This window comes from Massilia sp. Masssp93 (assembly GCF_059491295.1).
On record NZ_CP168502.1, the window covers coordinates 5,832,533 to 5,848,443 of the forward strand.

Genomic DNA, 15,911 nt, shown 5'->3' on the forward strand with positions numbered 1-15,911 from the left:
TGCATTTCTTTGCCACTCGGAAAAAATTTTAGAGGGATTTATCGGGTGGCATTGAATCGTTGCTGGTTGCCGACAAACCCGTCATGAAGCCGCCGGGTTGTAACCAGATGTGAACAAATGACGAGGAAAGGCGGCAGTGGCCGAGGCCCTTGATCGGCGCTTTCTTGCAGAAAAAACATTAGAGATGAAACCGTTTTCAACCTAAAATAGCCGGGCCCAACGGACAGGAAATCCCATGACGCCCCATCCCACGACGCCATCGCCCGTGACCAGCGCGCCCCGTCTCGACCTCGTCGATGCGCTGCGCGGCTTTGCAATTGTCTCGATCATGCTGTTGCATAACCTCGAGCATTTCGACCTCTACTTTTCTCCACCGGGAGAGCCGGCCTGGCTGAAGGGGTTGGGCAAGGGTATCTGGGACACGATGTTCGCCCTGTTCGGCGGCAAGTCGTATGCCATCTTCGCCCTGCTGTTCGGCCTGACCTTCCACCTGCAATCCGACGCGCGCGCCCGGCGCGGGGACGATTTCCGGCCGCGCTTTGCCTGGCGCATGCTGCTCCTGCTCGGGTTCGGGCTGGTGAACAGCGCGTTCTACCAGGGCGATATCCTGGCCATGTATGCCGTGCTCGGCCTGGTGCTGATCCCGGTCGCGCGCCTGCGTACGCGCACCGTATTCCTGCTGGCCTGCTTTCTCAGCCTGCAGCCGTTCGCCTGGATCGACGCGCTGGCGGCGCTGGGCAGCGCGCCGGGCAAGCTGCCGGATCCGGCGTCCTGGGCGTACTTCGGCCGTGCCGACGACTATCTGAAACACGGGTCGCTGCTCGACGTCTGGATCGGCAACCTCACGAACGGCAAGCAGGCCGTGCTGCTGTGGAGCTGGGAAATGGGGCGCATCCTGCAGATTCCCGCGCTGTTCATGTTCGGCATGCTGGCCGGGCGCGCCGGGCTGTTCGCCGTCGGCGAGACGAACCGCATCGTCTGGCGCCGCATCTTTTTTGGCGCGCTGCTGCTGCTCGGTCCGCTGCTCGTCGTCCACAGCCACCTGGAAGCGTGGATCGCTGCCGAGGCGCTGCGCCGGCCGCTGAACGCCATCTGCGAACCGCTGCTCAACCTGGACATCATGCTGCTGCTCGTGACCGGCTTTGCGTTGCTGTACCGCCAGCCGTCGGGCGCGCGCGTGCTCGGCATGTTCCGCTCGCTGGGCCGGATGAGCCTGACGAGCTACATGATGCAGTCGATCGTGGGCACGACGCTGTACTACGGCTTCGGATTCGGCCAATACGCGACGACGGGCACGGCGCTGGCGTTGATGATCGGCATCGTGCTGGCCGTGTTGCAGGGCAGCTTCAGCGCATGGTGGCTCAGGCACCACAAGCAGGGGCCGCTGGAAGGGGTGTGGCACCGCCTCACGTGGATCGGTACGGCCGCTCAGCCGGCGACGCGCGTAAACATGCCCTCGTAGCGCAGCACGAGGCCGTCGCCGTCGACCTCGAGCTCGGCGGTGAACGGGCGGGACAGGCTTTCGAACCGCACCCGCTCCGGCGCCGCGCCCGCGTACGCGAGCGCCGTGTAGGCCTGGGACACGGGCTGGACGTCGAGCTTGGGCAGGTCGACGTACGCGACCTTGATTTCCTGGCGCTGGCGCAGGGCGTCGCCCAGGCGCCGGATCGGCAGCGTGTTGGTGAAGGGACTGCCGGACAGGTCGACGTCCATGCAGCCCTGCAGCGCCGGCAGCGGGGTGCCGTCGGCGTCGGTCCAGTTGCCGGCACCGTCGGCACGCAGGCACACCCTGTCCTTGCCCGCGACATGCACGTCGAGACTGCGCACCCGCCAGTGCTCGTCGCAGCGCAGCACGTAGCTGCAGGCAAACAATCGGCCGCCCGCGGGACCGATGAGTACGCCTTCGGCCGTCGCGCCGGCGTCCCCGATCTCCAGTTCGACATGCTCCAGGCCGCCACTCTGTTCCGTTGCCCAGCGATAGCTGTGTTTCACGTCGCCTCCGTCCGTTTTCCGTGCAGGCCCACTGTAGCACCATGCCCGCAACCATGTTGCCGAGTTGCGCGCCAGCGATGCGGGCCTCGCCGTATCATGTTGACAAGGCCCCGCGACGGGATGCCACCCAAGGAGGAACTGTGTTCGGTATCGATGCGCGTACGGCCCGCGTGGTGTGGACTGCGGCGCTGGTCATTGCAGGCCTGTATGGCGTCTATCTCGTGCGCACGACGCTGCTCGTGATGCTGATCGCCGTGCTGTTCAGCTACCTCATCTATCCGCTGTTCGTGCTGGCCCAGCGCCGGGTCGGCGGCCGGATTCCGCGCACGCCCCTGCTGTGCCTCGTCTACCTCGTCGTCGTGGCGCTCGTCGTGCTGGCCGTCGGGCTGTTCGGCAACCAGGTGGCCGAGCAGGCGACGACGCTGGCGCACCAGTTGCCGACCCTGCTCGATCCCGCCACGCTGGAGAAGCGCCTGCCGCTTCCCGGCCCGCTCGAACCGCTGCGCGCGCGCCTGGCCGGTTTCCTGCGCGGCATGTTGCAAGGCGGCTCGGCGGAGGCGATGCCGTTCGTGCGCAACGTCGGCGCCGGGCTGATGCACCTGGCGGGCAACCTGATCTATATCGTCGTCGTGCCGATCCTGAGCTTCCTGATGATCCTGCAGGCGCCCGTCTTCGACGACTTGCTCGTGACGATGAGCCACCGCCGCAACGGCGCCTTCTGGACCGACGTGCTGCACGGCCTGAACACGGTGCTGTCGAGCTATGTGCGGGCGCTGGCCCTGCTGTCGCTCGCAACCTTGATCACCTACGGCATCGTGCTGTCGCTGCTGACGGTGCCGTTCGCGCTGCTGCTGGCCGGGGTGGCGGCCGTGCTCGAGGTGATTCCCGTGCTGGGTCCGCTGGTCGCGGCCACCGCCATCGTGGGCGTGGCCCTGTTCAGCGGCTACGAGCACGTGGGCTGGGTGATCGCCTTCATCACCGCCTATCGCATCTTCCAGGACTACATGCTGAACCCGTACCTGATGAGCGAAGGCGTGGACGTGCCGCCGATCCTGGTCGTGTTCGGCCTGCTCGCCGGCGAGGAGCTGGCGGGCGTGTCCGGGATCTTCTTGTCCGTGCCCTTCCTGGCCGCGGTCAGGATGGTGGGCATGCAGGTGCGTCTGCACCGCGCCAAGATCACGAGCCCGGCCACGACGCCGTCCGCGCCCGGCTGACGCTCGCGCCGCAACCGTGTTGTAAACGCCACACCTGACCCGAGAACTGCGGCTATGCACAACTGATAGCGCTATCAGTCATTTCGTGATGTTTCTCCTCTGACGCGACAGGAACATGCGCGTCATTGAATGCAATTCGCATAAAGCCTTCCGCGCACGTTTCGCTCCGCAACATGAATAAAACTTTACAAACGCGCCGCCTTATTGAAGACTTGGCAAAAATGATAGCGCTAACGGTCGCTTCGAATCGAGAGGAACAAAGTTAGTATGGCACCACCAACCGATGTATCCATCCACCCCGCCGACCGCCGCGGTGACGACCGCCGCGGTAACGACCGCTGGGTCATCATGGGCGTCTGCGGATGCGGCAAGAGCACGATCGCCGCTGCCCTCGCGCACGCCCTGGACGCCCCGTTCATCGAGGGCGATGCGTATCACCCTGCGCCCAACGTGGTCAAGATGTCGGCCGGCATCCCGCTGACGGACGACGACCGCACCGGCTGGCTGCAGACCCTCGCCACCGAGATCGCCGCCGCGCGCGAGCGGGGCGACGGCATCGTGGTGTCGTGCTCGGCGCTCAAGAAGCGCTACCGCGACCAGCTGCGCCAGGCCGATCCGAACCTGCGCTTCGCGCACCTGGCAGGCCCGCGCGGCACGATCGCGGCGCGCATGCAGACGCGCATCGGCCACTACATGCCGATCACGCTGCTGGACAGCCAGTTGCGCGACCTCGAGCCTCTGCAGCCCGGCGAGGCCGGCATCACCCTCGACATCACCCAGCCGCCGGAGACCCTGGTGGCCAGCATCATCGCATCGACCGACAGGACGGACTGAAGACAGCAACGGATCAAAAGTCGTCGCATTCCGGCCCAGCCGCCCACCGTCCGAGGCGGCGCCGACCACACGAGAACAAACGGAGACACCATGCGTACACCACTACAACGGACCCTGATCAATCTTGCCGTCGCCAGCGCCTGCGGCATCCTGGGTGCGGCCGCCCACGCCCAGCAAGTCGAGCAAGCACAACAAGCCCCGGCCGATGCCACGGCCGCCCAGGCCGCCCCGGCGGCCGACGCGGCCACCGCCGCCGTCCCGGAAGCGAACGTCGTGCGCATCTCCGGCTCGCGCATCGCGGCGCGCGGTTTCACGCAGCCGACGCCGACCACGAGCCTGTCCGCGTCCGACCTGGAAAAGGCGGCGCAGCCGAACCTGTTCAACACCTTGGCCGAACTGCCGGCGCTGCAGGGCAGCACGGGCCGCACGACGAGCACGAACAGCACGTCCAGCGGCATCCAGGGCCTCTCCTCGCTCAGCCTGCGCGGCCTCGGCACGCTGCGCACGCTGACCCTGCTGGACGGCCAGCGCGTCGTCGGCGCCAACGTCACGGGCGTGACCGACGTCAGCCAGTTCCCGCAACTGCTCGTCAAGCGCGTCGACGTCGTGACGGGCGGCGCCTCGGCCTCGTACGGGTCGGATGCGGTAGGCGGCGTCGTCAACTTCATCACCGACAAGAAGTTCACGGGTTTTAAAGCCAACGTCGAGGGCGGCCAGACGCGCTACCACGACGACAAGAGCGGCACGCTGCAGGCCGCCTGGGGCAAGGGTTTCATGGACGACCGCCTGCACGCGACCGTCAGCGGCGAATTCAGCAAGGAGAACGGCATCGATTCGCCGGGCTTCGGCGAAGTCGGCGCCAACGGCCGCACGTGGTATCGCAACACGGTGTTCCAGCGCCGCCCGCTGTCCCAGACCAATGACGGCCAGCCGGAATACAAGGTCATCGACCACGCCCAGCAATACCAGTACTCCAAATACGGCCTGATCACGAGCGGCCCGCTGCAGGGCACCGCGTTCGGCGACGGCGGCGTGCCGTACCAGTTCGCCTACGGTTCGAATGGCGTGCCGACCCGCACCGGCCAGGTCACCAACTGCGTCAATCCGTTCTGCGTGGGCGGCGACCTGTCCGGCAGCGTGGGCGCCGGCACGAACCTCGCCATGAATTTCAAGCGGCAAGTCGCCTACACGCGCCTGTCGTGGGACATCGATCCGGATAACGAGATCTATGTCACGATGAACTATGCGCAGGTGAAATCGCAGTTCTCGCCGAACCCGGGCGCGGCCAAGCAGGCGAACCTGACGATCCAGTGCGACAACCCGTTCCTGCCGGCGTCGATCGCGGCGGCCTGCGCGGCCAACAACATCAAGAGCTTCCAGTACGGCACGGCGAACGCCATCTTCCCGGCCAACATCAACGTGCATCCGACGCGCACCCAGCGCCGCTTCGTCCTCGGCGGCGACGGCAAGTTCACGCTGTTCGGCAAGGACTGGTCGTACGACGCGTACGCGGAACACGGCGAGAACACGACCAACATCAACGTCCACGACATCACGCTGAACACGCGCTACAACAACGCGATCGACGCCGTGCGCGATGCCAGCGGCAGGATCGTCTGCCGCAACGCCGTCGCGGCCGCGAACGGCTGCGTGCCGCTGAACATCATCGGCAACAACCCGGTCGATCCGGCCGCCTGGGGCTATATCGCGCCGGCCGCCGGCCCGATCCAGCGCACGACGCAGAGCCAGGACGTGGCCAGCGCCAACTTCAACGGCGAAGTGTGGGAAGGCTGGGCGGGTCCGCTGGCGGTGGCGACGGGCGCCGAGTGGCGCCGCGAGAAGTACGACGTGCACGGCGACCCGTACGGCGCCGGCGTGTCGCCCGATTCGATCGACGCCGCGGCCTACCCGGCCGACCCGATCCTCAACGCCCCCGTCGGCAACAACTGGTATGCCGGTAACTATCACAACGGCGCGGGCGCCTACAACGTGCGCGAGGCGTACGTGGAACTCAACCTGCCCGTGCTGAAATCGGCCACCTGGGGCGAAGCGAACCTGAACCTCGCCGACCGCCAGACCAAGTACAGCACGGCTGGCAGCGTCAGCAGCTGGAAGATCGGCGCCACGTGGAAGACGGGCATCGACGGCCTGCGGTTCCGCGCCGTCAGCTCGAAGGACGTGCGCGCGCCGAACCTGTCCGAACTGTTCGCGGCCCCGGTCGTCGTCAACAACCAGGTGCAATACCAGGGCAACACGGTCAGCCTGCAACAGCGCACGGTCGGCAACACGAACCTGCGTCCGGAAATCGCGCGCAACAATTCGTTCGGCATCGTGCTGAGCCAGCCGAGCTGGGCGCCGGGCTTCGCGACGTCGGTCGACTATTACGACATCAAGGTCAACGACGTGATCTCCACGCTGTCGATCCAGCAGGAAGTCGACCTGTGCACGGCCGGCAACAAGGAAATCTGTTCGGCGATGGTGCTGAACAGCCCGGGCAACAACTACGTCACGGTGCAGAACTTCAACCTGGCGTCGCTGCACCTGAAGGGCTTCGACGTCGAGTCCTCGTACCGCACGAACCTCGACAAGTTCAGCCTGCCGGGCCGCTTCACCGTGCGCGCTCTAGCCACGCGCACGCTGCACTTCATCACGGATTCGGGCGTCGTCGGCACGATCCCGTCGGAAGGCGCGGGCGTCAACCTGGGCAACACGCCGAAGTGGAAGCTGCTGGCGACGCAGACCTGGGACAACGATAAACTCAGCCTGACCCTCACCGAACGCTGGTTCAGCGACGGCAAGTACAGCAACGAGTACATCGAGTGCCAGACCAACTGCCCGGTGTCGACCCTGACCCACCCGACCATCTACGACAACAAGATGAAGGGCGCGACCTACATCGATTTCGGCGGCAGCTACAACGTGTCGAAGCAGATGATGGTCTACTTCAAGATCGACAACCTGGCGGACCGCGATCCGGAACCGGCACCGCAGGCCAACCCGAGCTTCGCGATCAACCCGGCCCTGTACGACGTCGTGGGACGCACGTACCGCGCCGGCCTGCGCTACAACTTCTGATCGGGGGCCGGCCGTGTGGAATTTGCTGTCCGTACTGCTGGCGGTCGGCCTGCTGACGGTGATGATCGCGTGGGGCAAGGTGCAGCCGCTCCTCGCGTTCGTCGTCGCGGCACTCGTCGCCGCATTGATGCTCGGGATGCCTGCCGCGAAGATCCCGGGCGCGATCGAAAAGGGAATCGGTGACCTGCTCGGGTCCCTGGTCGTCGTCATCTGCCTGGGCGCCGTGTTCGGCAAGCTGATCGCCGACAGCGGCGCCGCCCGGCGCATCGCCATCAGCCTCGTCAACGGGCTCGGCATGCACCGGATCCCGGTGGCGATGACCGTCACCGGCTTCGTCGTCGGCATGCCGCTGTACTACAACGTCGGCTTCGTGCTGATGGTGCCGCTGATCTTCTCGCTCGTGTACCAGTCGGGCCGCCCGGCCGTGGCGCTCGGCATGCCGCTGCTGGCCGGCCTGTCGATCGCGCACGGGTTCCTGCCGCCGCATCCGTCGGCGACGGCGCTCGTCGTCGCGGTCCACGCGGACATGGGCAAGACGCTGCTGTACGGCCTCGTCGTCGCGATCCCGACCCTGATCATCGCCGGGCCGGTCTTCGCCATGTCGCTGAAAAACATCCGCGGCGAGCCTGCCCCGATGTTCCGCACCGCGCAGCAGGACATCCCCGACAGCGAACTGCCCGGCACCTTCAACAGCTTCGCGACCGCGCTGCTGCCCGTCGTGCTGCTGGGGGCACTCACGCTCGTCACGCTGGTCCGCCCGGACCTGGCGAAACCGCTCGCGTTCCTGTCCAGCCCACTCATCGTGATGCTGCTGTCGTACGGCGTCGCCGTCGTGACGCTGGGCGTCGGCCGCGGCCGCCCGCTCAAGCACGCGACCGACAGCGCCGCAGGCGCGCTGCGCGAGATTTCGCCGATCCTGATGATCATCGCCGGCGCCGGTGGCCTCAAGGAAGTGCTCACGCAGTCCGGCGTCAGCGCGGAACTGGGCACGCAGCTCGCGCACATGCCCGTGCCGCCGCTGCTGCTCGGGTGGGCCGTGGCGACGCTGATCCGCGTCTGCCTCGGCTCCGCCACGGTGGCCGGCATCACGGCGGCCGGCGTCGTCGGGCCGCTGGTGCAGAGCTCCGGCGTGAACCCGAACCTGATGGTGCTGGCGGTCGGCGCGGGGAGCCTGATGTTCAGCCACGTGAACGATTCCGGCTTCTGGATGTTCAAGGAATATTTCGGTTTGTCGCTGAAGGACACCTTCCGCTCGTGGACGATGATGGAGACCCTCGTCGGCACGTTCGGGCTGCTGTTCGTGATGCTGTTGTCGTTGTTCGTCACCCAAGGATAAGAATAATGAAGACCACGATTTCCACCCTGCTGGCCGCGACGTTCGCGCTCGCAGGGCCGGCGCAAGGCTCCGTGTCCGCCTTCCAGACCATGCCCGACGATCCGCATGCCGTCGTCGTGCATGCGCGGGGCGACGGCAGGACGGACGACAGCGCCGCCATCCAGCAAGCCCTCGACACCGCGGCCAACAAGGGCGAAGGCGGCGTCGTGTTCCTGCCGTCGGGCCGCTACCGCATCACGAAGAGCATCCTGATCCCGCTCGCCGTGCGCCTGTATGGCGTCGGCCCGACGCGCCCCGTGTTCGTGCTGGCGCCGCAGACGCCGGGCTTCCAGCAGGGCGTCGCCAACATGGTGATCTTTACCGGCGGCGACCAGTACACGGTCGGCAAGGTGCCGATGCCCGTGGCGGGCGCCGTCGGCGCGCAGAAGGACGTGCGCGACGCGAACTCCGCGACCTTCTATTCCGTGCTGTCGAACGTCGACTTCGAGATCGGCGCCGGCAACCCGGCCGCCACCGGCGTGCGCATGCACACCGCGCAGCACTCGAACCTGTCGCACATCGATTTCAATATCGGCAGCGGCCTCGCCGGCGTCTACCACGTCGGCAACATCGCCTACGACCTGAAATTCCACGGCGGCCGCTACGGCATCCTCGCGGAAAAGACGTCGCCCGCGTGGCAATTCACCCTCCTCGACTCCAGCTTCGACGGCCAGCGCGACGCCGCCATCCGCGAGCACGAGGCCGGGCTCACGCTGGACAACGTCGACATCCGCGACACACCGGTCGGCATCGACATCGACCGCGGCTACGGCGACTGGCTGTGGGGGAAGCACGTGCGCTTCGAGAACGTGGCGAAGGCCGCCGTCGTCATCAGCAACGAGGACAACGTCTACACGCAGGTCGCCTTCGAACACGCCAGCGCCCGCAACGTCCCGACCTTCGCACGCTTTCGCGACAGCGGCAAGACCCTCGCCGGTGCCGGCCGCGCGTACGAGGTCACGGAACTGAATTACGGCATGAAGCTCGATCAGCTGGGCGCGCCGGGCCGCTTCACGACCAATTACAAGACCGCGCCTTTCCCGACCAGGTCGACGCCGCAGCGCGTACTGAAGCCGCTGCCGCCCACGCAAGAATGGGCGAATGTGCGCACATTCGGCGCCCGGGGCGACGGCCGCGCGGACGACACGGCCGCCATCCAGAAGGCCATCGACGGCAACCGCGTCGTGTACCTGCCGCAGGGCTTCTACATGGTGAACGACACGATCCGCATGAAGCCGGACACCGTGATCGTCGGCCTGCACCCGGGCCTGACGCAGCTCGTGCTGCCGAACGGCTCGCCCCTGTTCCAGGATGTCGGCGCGCCCAAGGCCCTGCTGGAGAGCGCGCGCGGCGGCGCCGGCATCGTGTCCGGCGTCGGCCTCGCGACGGGAGAAGTCAACAACCGCGCCGTCGCGCTGCTGTGGCGCGCGGGTGCCTCGTCCCTGGTCGACGACGTGCGCATCCAGGGCGGCCACGGCACGCGGCTGTACGACGGCACGCGCGCCGATCCGTACAAGAAGACGCCGAACTGGGACACGACGGCCTGGTGGGACCGCCAGTACCCGAGCATCTGGGTGACGGACGGCGGCGGCGGCACCTTCACCGGCATCTGGTCGCCGAGCGGGTATGCGCAGGCCGGCTTCTATGTGACGAACACGAAGACCCCGGGCCGCGTGTACGAACTCTCGGCCGAGCACCACATCCGCAACGAGATCGTGCTGGACGGCGTCGAGAACTGGTCCTTCTTCGCGCCGCAGACGGAAGAAGAAGTCCGCGACGGCATGGACTCCACGTCGTTCGACATCCGCAATTCGAAGAACCTCCTCATCGCGAACTACCACGCCTACCGCGTCACGCGGTCCATCAAGCCGGCGCTGGCGGCCGCGCGCATCGCCAACTCCAGCGACATCCGTTTCAGGAACGTGCACGTGAACGGCGAGAGCGGCTTCGCGACCTGCGACGAGAACGGCTGCACGACCTACCTGCGCGCGTCGAAATACCCGTACGAGAACGCCATCGTCGACGTCACCCACAATATCCAGGTGCGCGAGCGCGAGTTCGCGATCCTCGACTACACGGGCACGCAGGCGAGCGCGCCGGCGCCCATGGGCAAGGTGGACAAGGTCGCGGACGGCTTCTATTCCATCGCCGGCGGCGCGGTCGACGCGAACGGCAAGCTGTACTTCATCGACCGCCACTTCAAGCGCATCCACGCATGGAGCCGCGAGCGCGGCCTCGAGATCGTGCGCGACGCGCCGCTCGACCCGATCAACCTCGCCATCGACCGCAGCGGCGACGTGATGGTCGTGTCGCACTACGGCCCGGGCGCCAGCGTCTACGCATTCAAGCCGGACATGCCGCCCACGCCCGAAGGCATCACGATGATCAGGCCGACGCCGGTCGCGGCGCGGGCGGATGCGCGCGTGGCGGTGCCCGTCAACTTCTGGCAGAACGGCGAATTCCGCGACCAGATCGATCCGAAGACCTACGAATTCACGACGCTGGCCGAGATGTTCGCGCGCGACGTCGCGCAGCCGAAGGCACAGGAATACGTGTCGCCGGACGGCAGCCTCGTGCTGCCCGCGTACCGCGTGACGCGCCAGGGCGCGACGAACCACCTGGGCTACCGCTGGTCCGATACGCTCGACACGCACGGCTTCACGAGCGCCCGCGTGGGCGAGCGCGTGGTCTTCACGAACGGTTCCGAGAACCGCACGTTCAGCGGCTTGATGGGCCAAGGCGGCGCCATCACGGACCTGAAACCGGTGGCCGACCGCGGCGGCGAAAGCGCGGCGCTCGGCCCGGACGGCAATGTCTACGTCGCCAATGGCCAGGTGTTCGTTTACGGCCCGGACGGCAAGGAGCGCGGCCGCATCGACGTGCCGGAGCGCCCGCTGCAACTGGTCTTCGGCGGCTCCGACAAGCGTACACTATTCATCCTGACCCATCACAGCCTCTACACGACCCATGTCGATTGAACACCTGATCGTGTCCGCCATGCTGGCGCTGGCCTGCGCCGGCCCTGCTCTCGCCGAACAAGCCAAGGCCGCGCCGCCGGTCGTCAAGCTGTGGCCCGACGGCGCACCGGGGTCTGAACAGCGCCGCAACGAACCGGAAAAGCTCGTCGACGGCGCCTACCCCACGAACGTGCACGACCCGTCGCTGACGGTTCTGCGCGCCGACCCGCGCCATGCGAACGGCGCGGCGGTCGTCATCGTGCCGGGCGGCGGCCACTACCTGCTCGTCGTCGAGAACGAAGGCATGCTGCCGGCCAGGCTGTTGAACCGCGTCGGCGTGACGGCCTTCGTGCTGAAGTACCGGCTCCAGCACGGTCCGGATTCCGCGGGCTACACCGCTTCGCGCGAGGGCGCGGCCGACCTGCGGCGCGCCGTGCGCTGGGTGCGCGCCCATGCGCCGGAATATGGCGTCGACCCGCAGCGCGTGGGCGTCATGGGCTTTTCGGCGGGCGGAGAACTCGTGTCGCTGGTCGCCGACAATCCCGAACCGGCGCCGCGCGGCAAGACGGATGCGCTGGACCGCCAGAGCGCGCGCCCGGATTTCCAGGTGCTCGTGTATCCTGGGCCGCTGGGCTCACCCGCGACGGCCGTCGACGGCGCGCCGCCGGCGTTCCTCGTCGCCGGCTCGCGCGACACCTGCTGCATGCCGCCGACGCTCACGCTGTACCAGCAGCTGGTCAAGGCCGGCATGTCGGCCGAGCTGCACCTGTATGCGGACACCGACCACGCATTCAATATGGGACAGCGCGGCGAGCGCGTCTCGCTGCAGCACTGGCCGGACCGCCTCACCGACTGGCTGTCCGACGGCGGCTGGCTCGTCCCGCGCAATGGACGCCAGCCGGAAGGCGTGCCCGCGCCATGAAGGGAGTGACATGAAACGTATCGTGCCGACGCTGGCGGCGGCCACCATGCTGGCCACGCCGGCGGCGTGGGCGGCCGACAGCCAGTACAAGCTGCTCGTGCTGGCCATCCCCAACAAATACCACTATGAATACATCCCCGTCGCGCGCGACAGCCTGGAAAAGCTGGCCAAGCTGCACGCGTTCGAATTCACGTACACGAACAGGACCGAGGCCTTCGACGGCGACCTGAAACAGTATGCGGCCGTCGTGTTCCTCAACACGCCGGGCGAGGAACTGAATCCGGCGCAGCGCGCGAACTTCGAGGCATACATGCGCGCCGGCGGCAATGCCGTCATCGTGCACCGCGCCGCCATCACGCCGCCGAACGGGTGGGTGTGGTACGAAAAGCTCGTCGGCCGCTCCTTTAAAATCCACCCGATACTGCAGACGGCGGCCGTCGACGTCGTCGACAAGGGTTTTCCTGCGACGTTCGGCATTCCGCCGCGCTGGATCTGGAGCGACGAGTGGTACGAGACGACGAACCCGTACAAGGTCGCCATCCACCCCGTGCTGAACGTGGACGAATCGAGTTATGACCCGACCAGTATCTGGCCGGGCCAGGTAGCGACGGGCATGGGCAAGGATCACCCGGTGTCGTGGTATCACCGGTACGAACAGGGCCGCGTGTTCGTCACGCTGCTGGGGCACAACGTCGAGATGTACCGCGACCCGCAATACCTTGCCCACCTGATGGGCGGGATCTGGTGGGCGGCGACGGGCAAGGGCCAGCAGCGCTGACCCCCGCCCACCCGGTCAGTAGTTCAGGCCCGCGCGGATGCCGAACATGCGCGGCTCGACGTACGAGGCCTGCATGAAGCCGCCCCACAGGGAATCGCCGCTCGTCTTGGCGCGCTTGTCGAACGCGTTGCGCACATACGCTTCGGCAAACCATTTGCCCTCCGGCGCTTCGAGCCGTGCCGAGGCATCGACCAGGGCATAGGCGGCCTGGTAGCGGCCGATGTGGGCCCAGTCCGAATTGCGCAGGTCGAAGTAGGCCTTGTCGCGCCAGTTCACCTTCACGTACGGCGTCAGCTTGTAGCCGCCGGCCAGGTCGAAGTCCTGCGCGAAGTTCATGTTGACCTGGTACTTCGGCGTGTTGGGCAGGTGGTTGCCGGTGATGTCGTACAGGCGGCGGCCCAGCAGTGCCTTGTTCGTACCGTTGTAGACGGCCGGGCAAGGCTGGACGCCGAATTCGGCGCGCACGTCGCCGCACTGGTAGTCGTCGCTGTAGTTGTCGAAGCCATGCACGCTGGTGTCGATGAGAGCGAAGCCGCCGCCGAAACGGGCGCCGTGCCACGGCTTGTAGTCCCACTCGATCTCCAGGCCGGGGATGCGGGTGTCGCCGACGTTGATGGTGCGCCAGCTCTCGTACACGTCGCACTTCGGCTGGTCGGCCGGGCATGGCTGGTGATTGTCCGGGATGATCTGGTTGACGAAATAATTACCGGTCAGCTGCATGTCCTTGTAGCGCATGTAGAACGCGGTGACGGACAGGCTCAGCTTGTTGTCCAGGAAGCGGCCCTTGTAACCCAGCTCGTAGTTCGTGACGGTCTCCGGACCGTAAGGCAGGAACGTCGCCTCGCCCGGCTTGCCCGTGGCCGCGCACAGGTGGTAGTTGCAGCTGTCGACCTTGTCCGCGAAGCCGCCGGCCTTGTAGCCGGTCGAGATCGAGGCGTAGGCCATCTGGCGCGGGGTGATCTGGTATTGCGTGCCGAGGCGCCAGGTCACCTTGCTCCAGCTTTCCTTGTGATCGTTGTTGGTGGCGTTCGCATAGCCGGCATAGGCGATCGGGCCGCCGCCGGCCCAGCCCATCAACTGGGTCAGGTCGGTGCCGTCGTGGATCACGAAGTCCGGCGTGCCGGGGGTGCCGCGGTCGTACATGCCGCGGTAGTAGGCCGGGTTGCCGATCCAGTTGGCGCCATACACCTTGCCGCCCTGGTCCTGCTTCCAGTCGTCGTTGTAGCGCAGGCCCAGCGTTCCGGTCCATTTCGGCGCGAAGTTCCAGTCGGCCTGGCTGTAGATGGCCTTGGAATCGACCTGGCGATTCGGCTGCGCATAGACCACGCTGCCCGGGTCGCCGAACGGATGCTGGATCGCTTCCGTCATCTCGTAGTCGATGCGGTTACGTTCGTGCATCCAGAACAGGCCGGACACGTACTTCAGGGACCCGAGCTGCTGCTTGAGCTGCAGTTCGTGCACGGTCGACAGGTAGCGCGAATCGGCCGTGCGGTGCCAGGTGTCGCGCAGCGGCCAGGTGCCCCAGTTGCCGTCGGGCGTATTCGGGAACGGGGCGATGTCGGCCCACGACGGCGCGTTCTGCAGGCCCAGGTCGTCGTCCGTGATCTGCGAGCGGCGCTGGTCCGAGACCGCGAAGTTGTAGTTGACCGACGTATGGTCGTTGACGTTCCAGTCCAGGCCCGTGCGCAGCGTGCGGATATTCAGGTCGGTGGCGCCCGGCACGTTGACCTTGATGTCCCATTCGCTGCCGGGGCAAGCGTAGCGGGTGCCGGCGCCGGATGCGCAGTCGCGGAAGAAGGCATAGCCCGCGCCCGAATCCTGGAAGTTCTCGAATGCGGCGCGCAGCGTCAGGTCCTTGTTGATGCGCAGCGCAGCCTGCAGGCGGGCCGCCCACTCGTCCTGGTTGGTGTAGTAGTCGCGCGGCGAGACCGGGTGGTTGTAGCGCATGTCCACGTCCGGGATGCCGTTCGGGACCCAGCCCTTGGACGGCACGTTGGCTTCCGACAGGTCCTGCGTCTGGTGCGCATAGCCGTCGCGCACCACGCGCATGAACGAGCCGCGCAGCGCCAGGCTGTCGTTGACGACGACGTTCTGCACGAGGCTGATCTGCTTCTTCTGGTAGTTGCCGAAGTCGACCTCGGCGCGGCCGTAATTGCCGTTGAAATCGGGCTTGGCGGTGATCACGTTGACGCTGCCGCCGGTCGAGTTACGGCCGAACAGCGTGCCCTGCGGGCCGCGCAGCACCTCCAGCTGGTCGATGTCGAACATCAGCGCCTGCGCGCCCTGCGGCCGCGGCGAATACAGCCCGTCCACGTGGAAGCCGACGGCCGGGTCGCCGGTCTCGGTGAAGTTGGTCGAGGTGATGCCGCGGATCGTGATCTGCACGCCGCTGTCCAGGCCCTGGTTGATGGTGACGTTGGGGATCTCGTTGCCCAGGTCCGCCATGCTCGTCACGCCCTTGCGGGTCAGCTGGTCCTGCGAGAACGCGGTCACGGCGACCGGCGTCTTGAGCAGGGAGGTGCTGAAGCGGGTGGCGGTCACCGTCACTTCGGGAATCGTGTCGCTGGTTTGCGCCTGCCTGGCGGCGGGCGTGGTGGCCGTGGCCTGGGTATCGGTCTGGGCCTGGGCCTGGACGGGCAGCGCGGCGAAGGCGCAGGCACTCGCGACAGCCATGCTCATGGCCGTTCGTTTCATCGGATGCAGCATCTGATCTCCTTGGTCTTCTGAATTATGCGTGCCGGCGATGCGGGGTCCGGCACGTGGT

Annotated in this window: 10 protein-coding genes; 8 read left to right on the top strand and 2 right to left on the bottom strand. The window is 66.7% G+C overall.

Annotated elements, in window-relative coordinates:
• Positions 1-235 precede the first annotated feature (235 nt).
• Positions 236-1,462 carry a DUF418 domain-containing protein gene (locus tag ACEN9Q_RS24340; protein WP_495626319.1) on the top strand — a complete coding sequence of 409 codons (1,227 nt, stop codon included), beginning with the start codon at positions 236-238 and terminating at the stop codon, positions 1,460-1,462.
• On the opposite strand, the gene ACEN9Q_RS24345 is transcribed toward ACEN9Q_RS24340, so the two are convergent.
• A complete protein-coding gene (locus tag ACEN9Q_RS24345) occupies positions 1,429-1,992 on the bottom strand; it encodes a putative glycolipid-binding domain-containing protein (protein WP_056437925.1) in 564 nt (187 codons plus the stop codon). The genes ACEN9Q_RS24340 and ACEN9Q_RS24345 overlap by 34 nt on opposite strands.
• Positions 1,993-2,132: 140 nt before the next feature.
• Here ACEN9Q_RS24345 and ACEN9Q_RS24350 point away from each other — a divergent pair, with 140 nt between their 5' ends.
• From ACEN9Q_RS24350 to ACEN9Q_RS24380, 7 genes are all read left to right on the top strand, one after another.
• Positions 2,133-3,206: an AI-2E family transporter gene (locus ACEN9Q_RS24350; protein ID WP_082547771.1), complete on the top strand. Its 1,074-nt coding sequence runs from the start codon at positions 2,133-2,135 to the stop codon at positions 3,204-3,206.
• 348 nt (positions 3,207-3,554) lie between these two features.
• On the top strand, positions 3,555-4,040 hold the full coding sequence (locus ACEN9Q_RS24355; protein WP_056437922.1) for a gluconokinase: 486 nt from the start codon (positions 3,555-3,557) through the stop codon (positions 4,038-4,040).
• A 90-nt stretch (positions 4,041-4,130) separates the two neighbouring features.
• Positions 4,131-7,115: a TonB-dependent receptor gene (locus tag ACEN9Q_RS24360; protein ID WP_495626320.1), complete on the top strand. Its 2,985-nt coding sequence runs from the start codon at positions 4,131-4,133 to the stop codon at positions 7,113-7,115.
• Positions 7,116-7,128: 13 nt separating this feature from the next.
• A complete protein-coding gene (locus ACEN9Q_RS24365) occupies positions 7,129-8,451 on the top strand; it encodes a GntT/GntP/DsdX family permease (protein WP_495626321.1) in 1,323 nt (440 codons plus the stop codon).
• 5 nt (positions 8,452-8,456) lie between these two features.
• Complete coding sequence (locus ACEN9Q_RS24370; RefSeq protein ID WP_495626322.1) at positions 8,457-11,468, top strand: glycosyl hydrolase family 28-related protein; 3,012 nt, start codon at positions 8,457-8,459, stop codon at positions 11,466-11,468.
• Entirely contained in the window at positions 11,458-12,369 is a 912-nt protein-coding gene (locus ACEN9Q_RS24375; protein WP_495626323.1) for an alpha/beta hydrolase, read from the top strand. Before ACEN9Q_RS24370 ends, ACEN9Q_RS24375 begins: the two co-directional genes overlap by 11 nt.
• Positions 12,370-12,379: 10 nt before the next feature.
• Entirely contained in the window at positions 12,380-13,147 is a 768-nt protein-coding gene (locus ACEN9Q_RS24380; RefSeq protein WP_495626324.1) for a ThuA domain-containing protein, read from the top strand.
• 15 nt (positions 13,148-13,162) lie between these two features.
• Here the strand turns inward: ACEN9Q_RS24380 and ACEN9Q_RS24385 are convergent, their stop codons facing one another.
• Complete coding sequence (locus tag ACEN9Q_RS24385) at positions 13,163-15,826, bottom strand: TonB-dependent receptor (RefSeq protein ID WP_495626325.1); 2,664 nt, start codon at positions 15,824-15,826, stop codon at positions 13,163-13,165.
• Positions 15,827-15,911: the final 85 nt, after the last annotated feature.

What these genes read in the sequence shown, in the direction of transcription:
- ACEN9Q_RS24340 (WP_495626319.1), top strand. Translation starts at nt 236, where the DNA reads ATGACGCCCCATCCCACGACGCCATCGCCCGTGACCAGCGCGCCCCGT.
- ACEN9Q_RS24385 (WP_495626325.1), bottom strand. Translation starts at nt 15,826, where the DNA reads ATGAGCATGGCTGTCGCGAGTGCCTGCGCCTTCGCCGCGCTGCCCGTC.
- ACEN9Q_RS24375 (WP_495626323.1), top strand. Translation starts at nt 11,458, where the DNA reads ATGTCGATTGAACACCTGATCGTGTCCGCCATGCTGGCGCTGGCCTGC.
- ACEN9Q_RS24370 (WP_495626322.1), top strand. Translation starts at nt 8,457, where the DNA reads ATGAAGACCACGATTTCCACCCTGCTGGCCGCGACGTTCGCGCTCGCA.
- ACEN9Q_RS24355 (WP_056437922.1), top strand. Translation starts at nt 3,555, where the DNA reads ATGGGCGTCTGCGGATGCGGCAAGAGCACGATCGCCGCTGCCCTCGCG.
- ACEN9Q_RS24360 (WP_495626320.1), top strand. Translation starts at nt 4,131, where the DNA reads ATGCGTACACCACTACAACGGACCCTGATCAATCTTGCCGTCGCCAGC.
- ACEN9Q_RS24380 (WP_495626324.1), top strand. Translation starts at nt 12,380, where the DNA reads ATGAAACGTATCGTGCCGACGCTGGCGGCGGCCACCATGCTGGCCACG.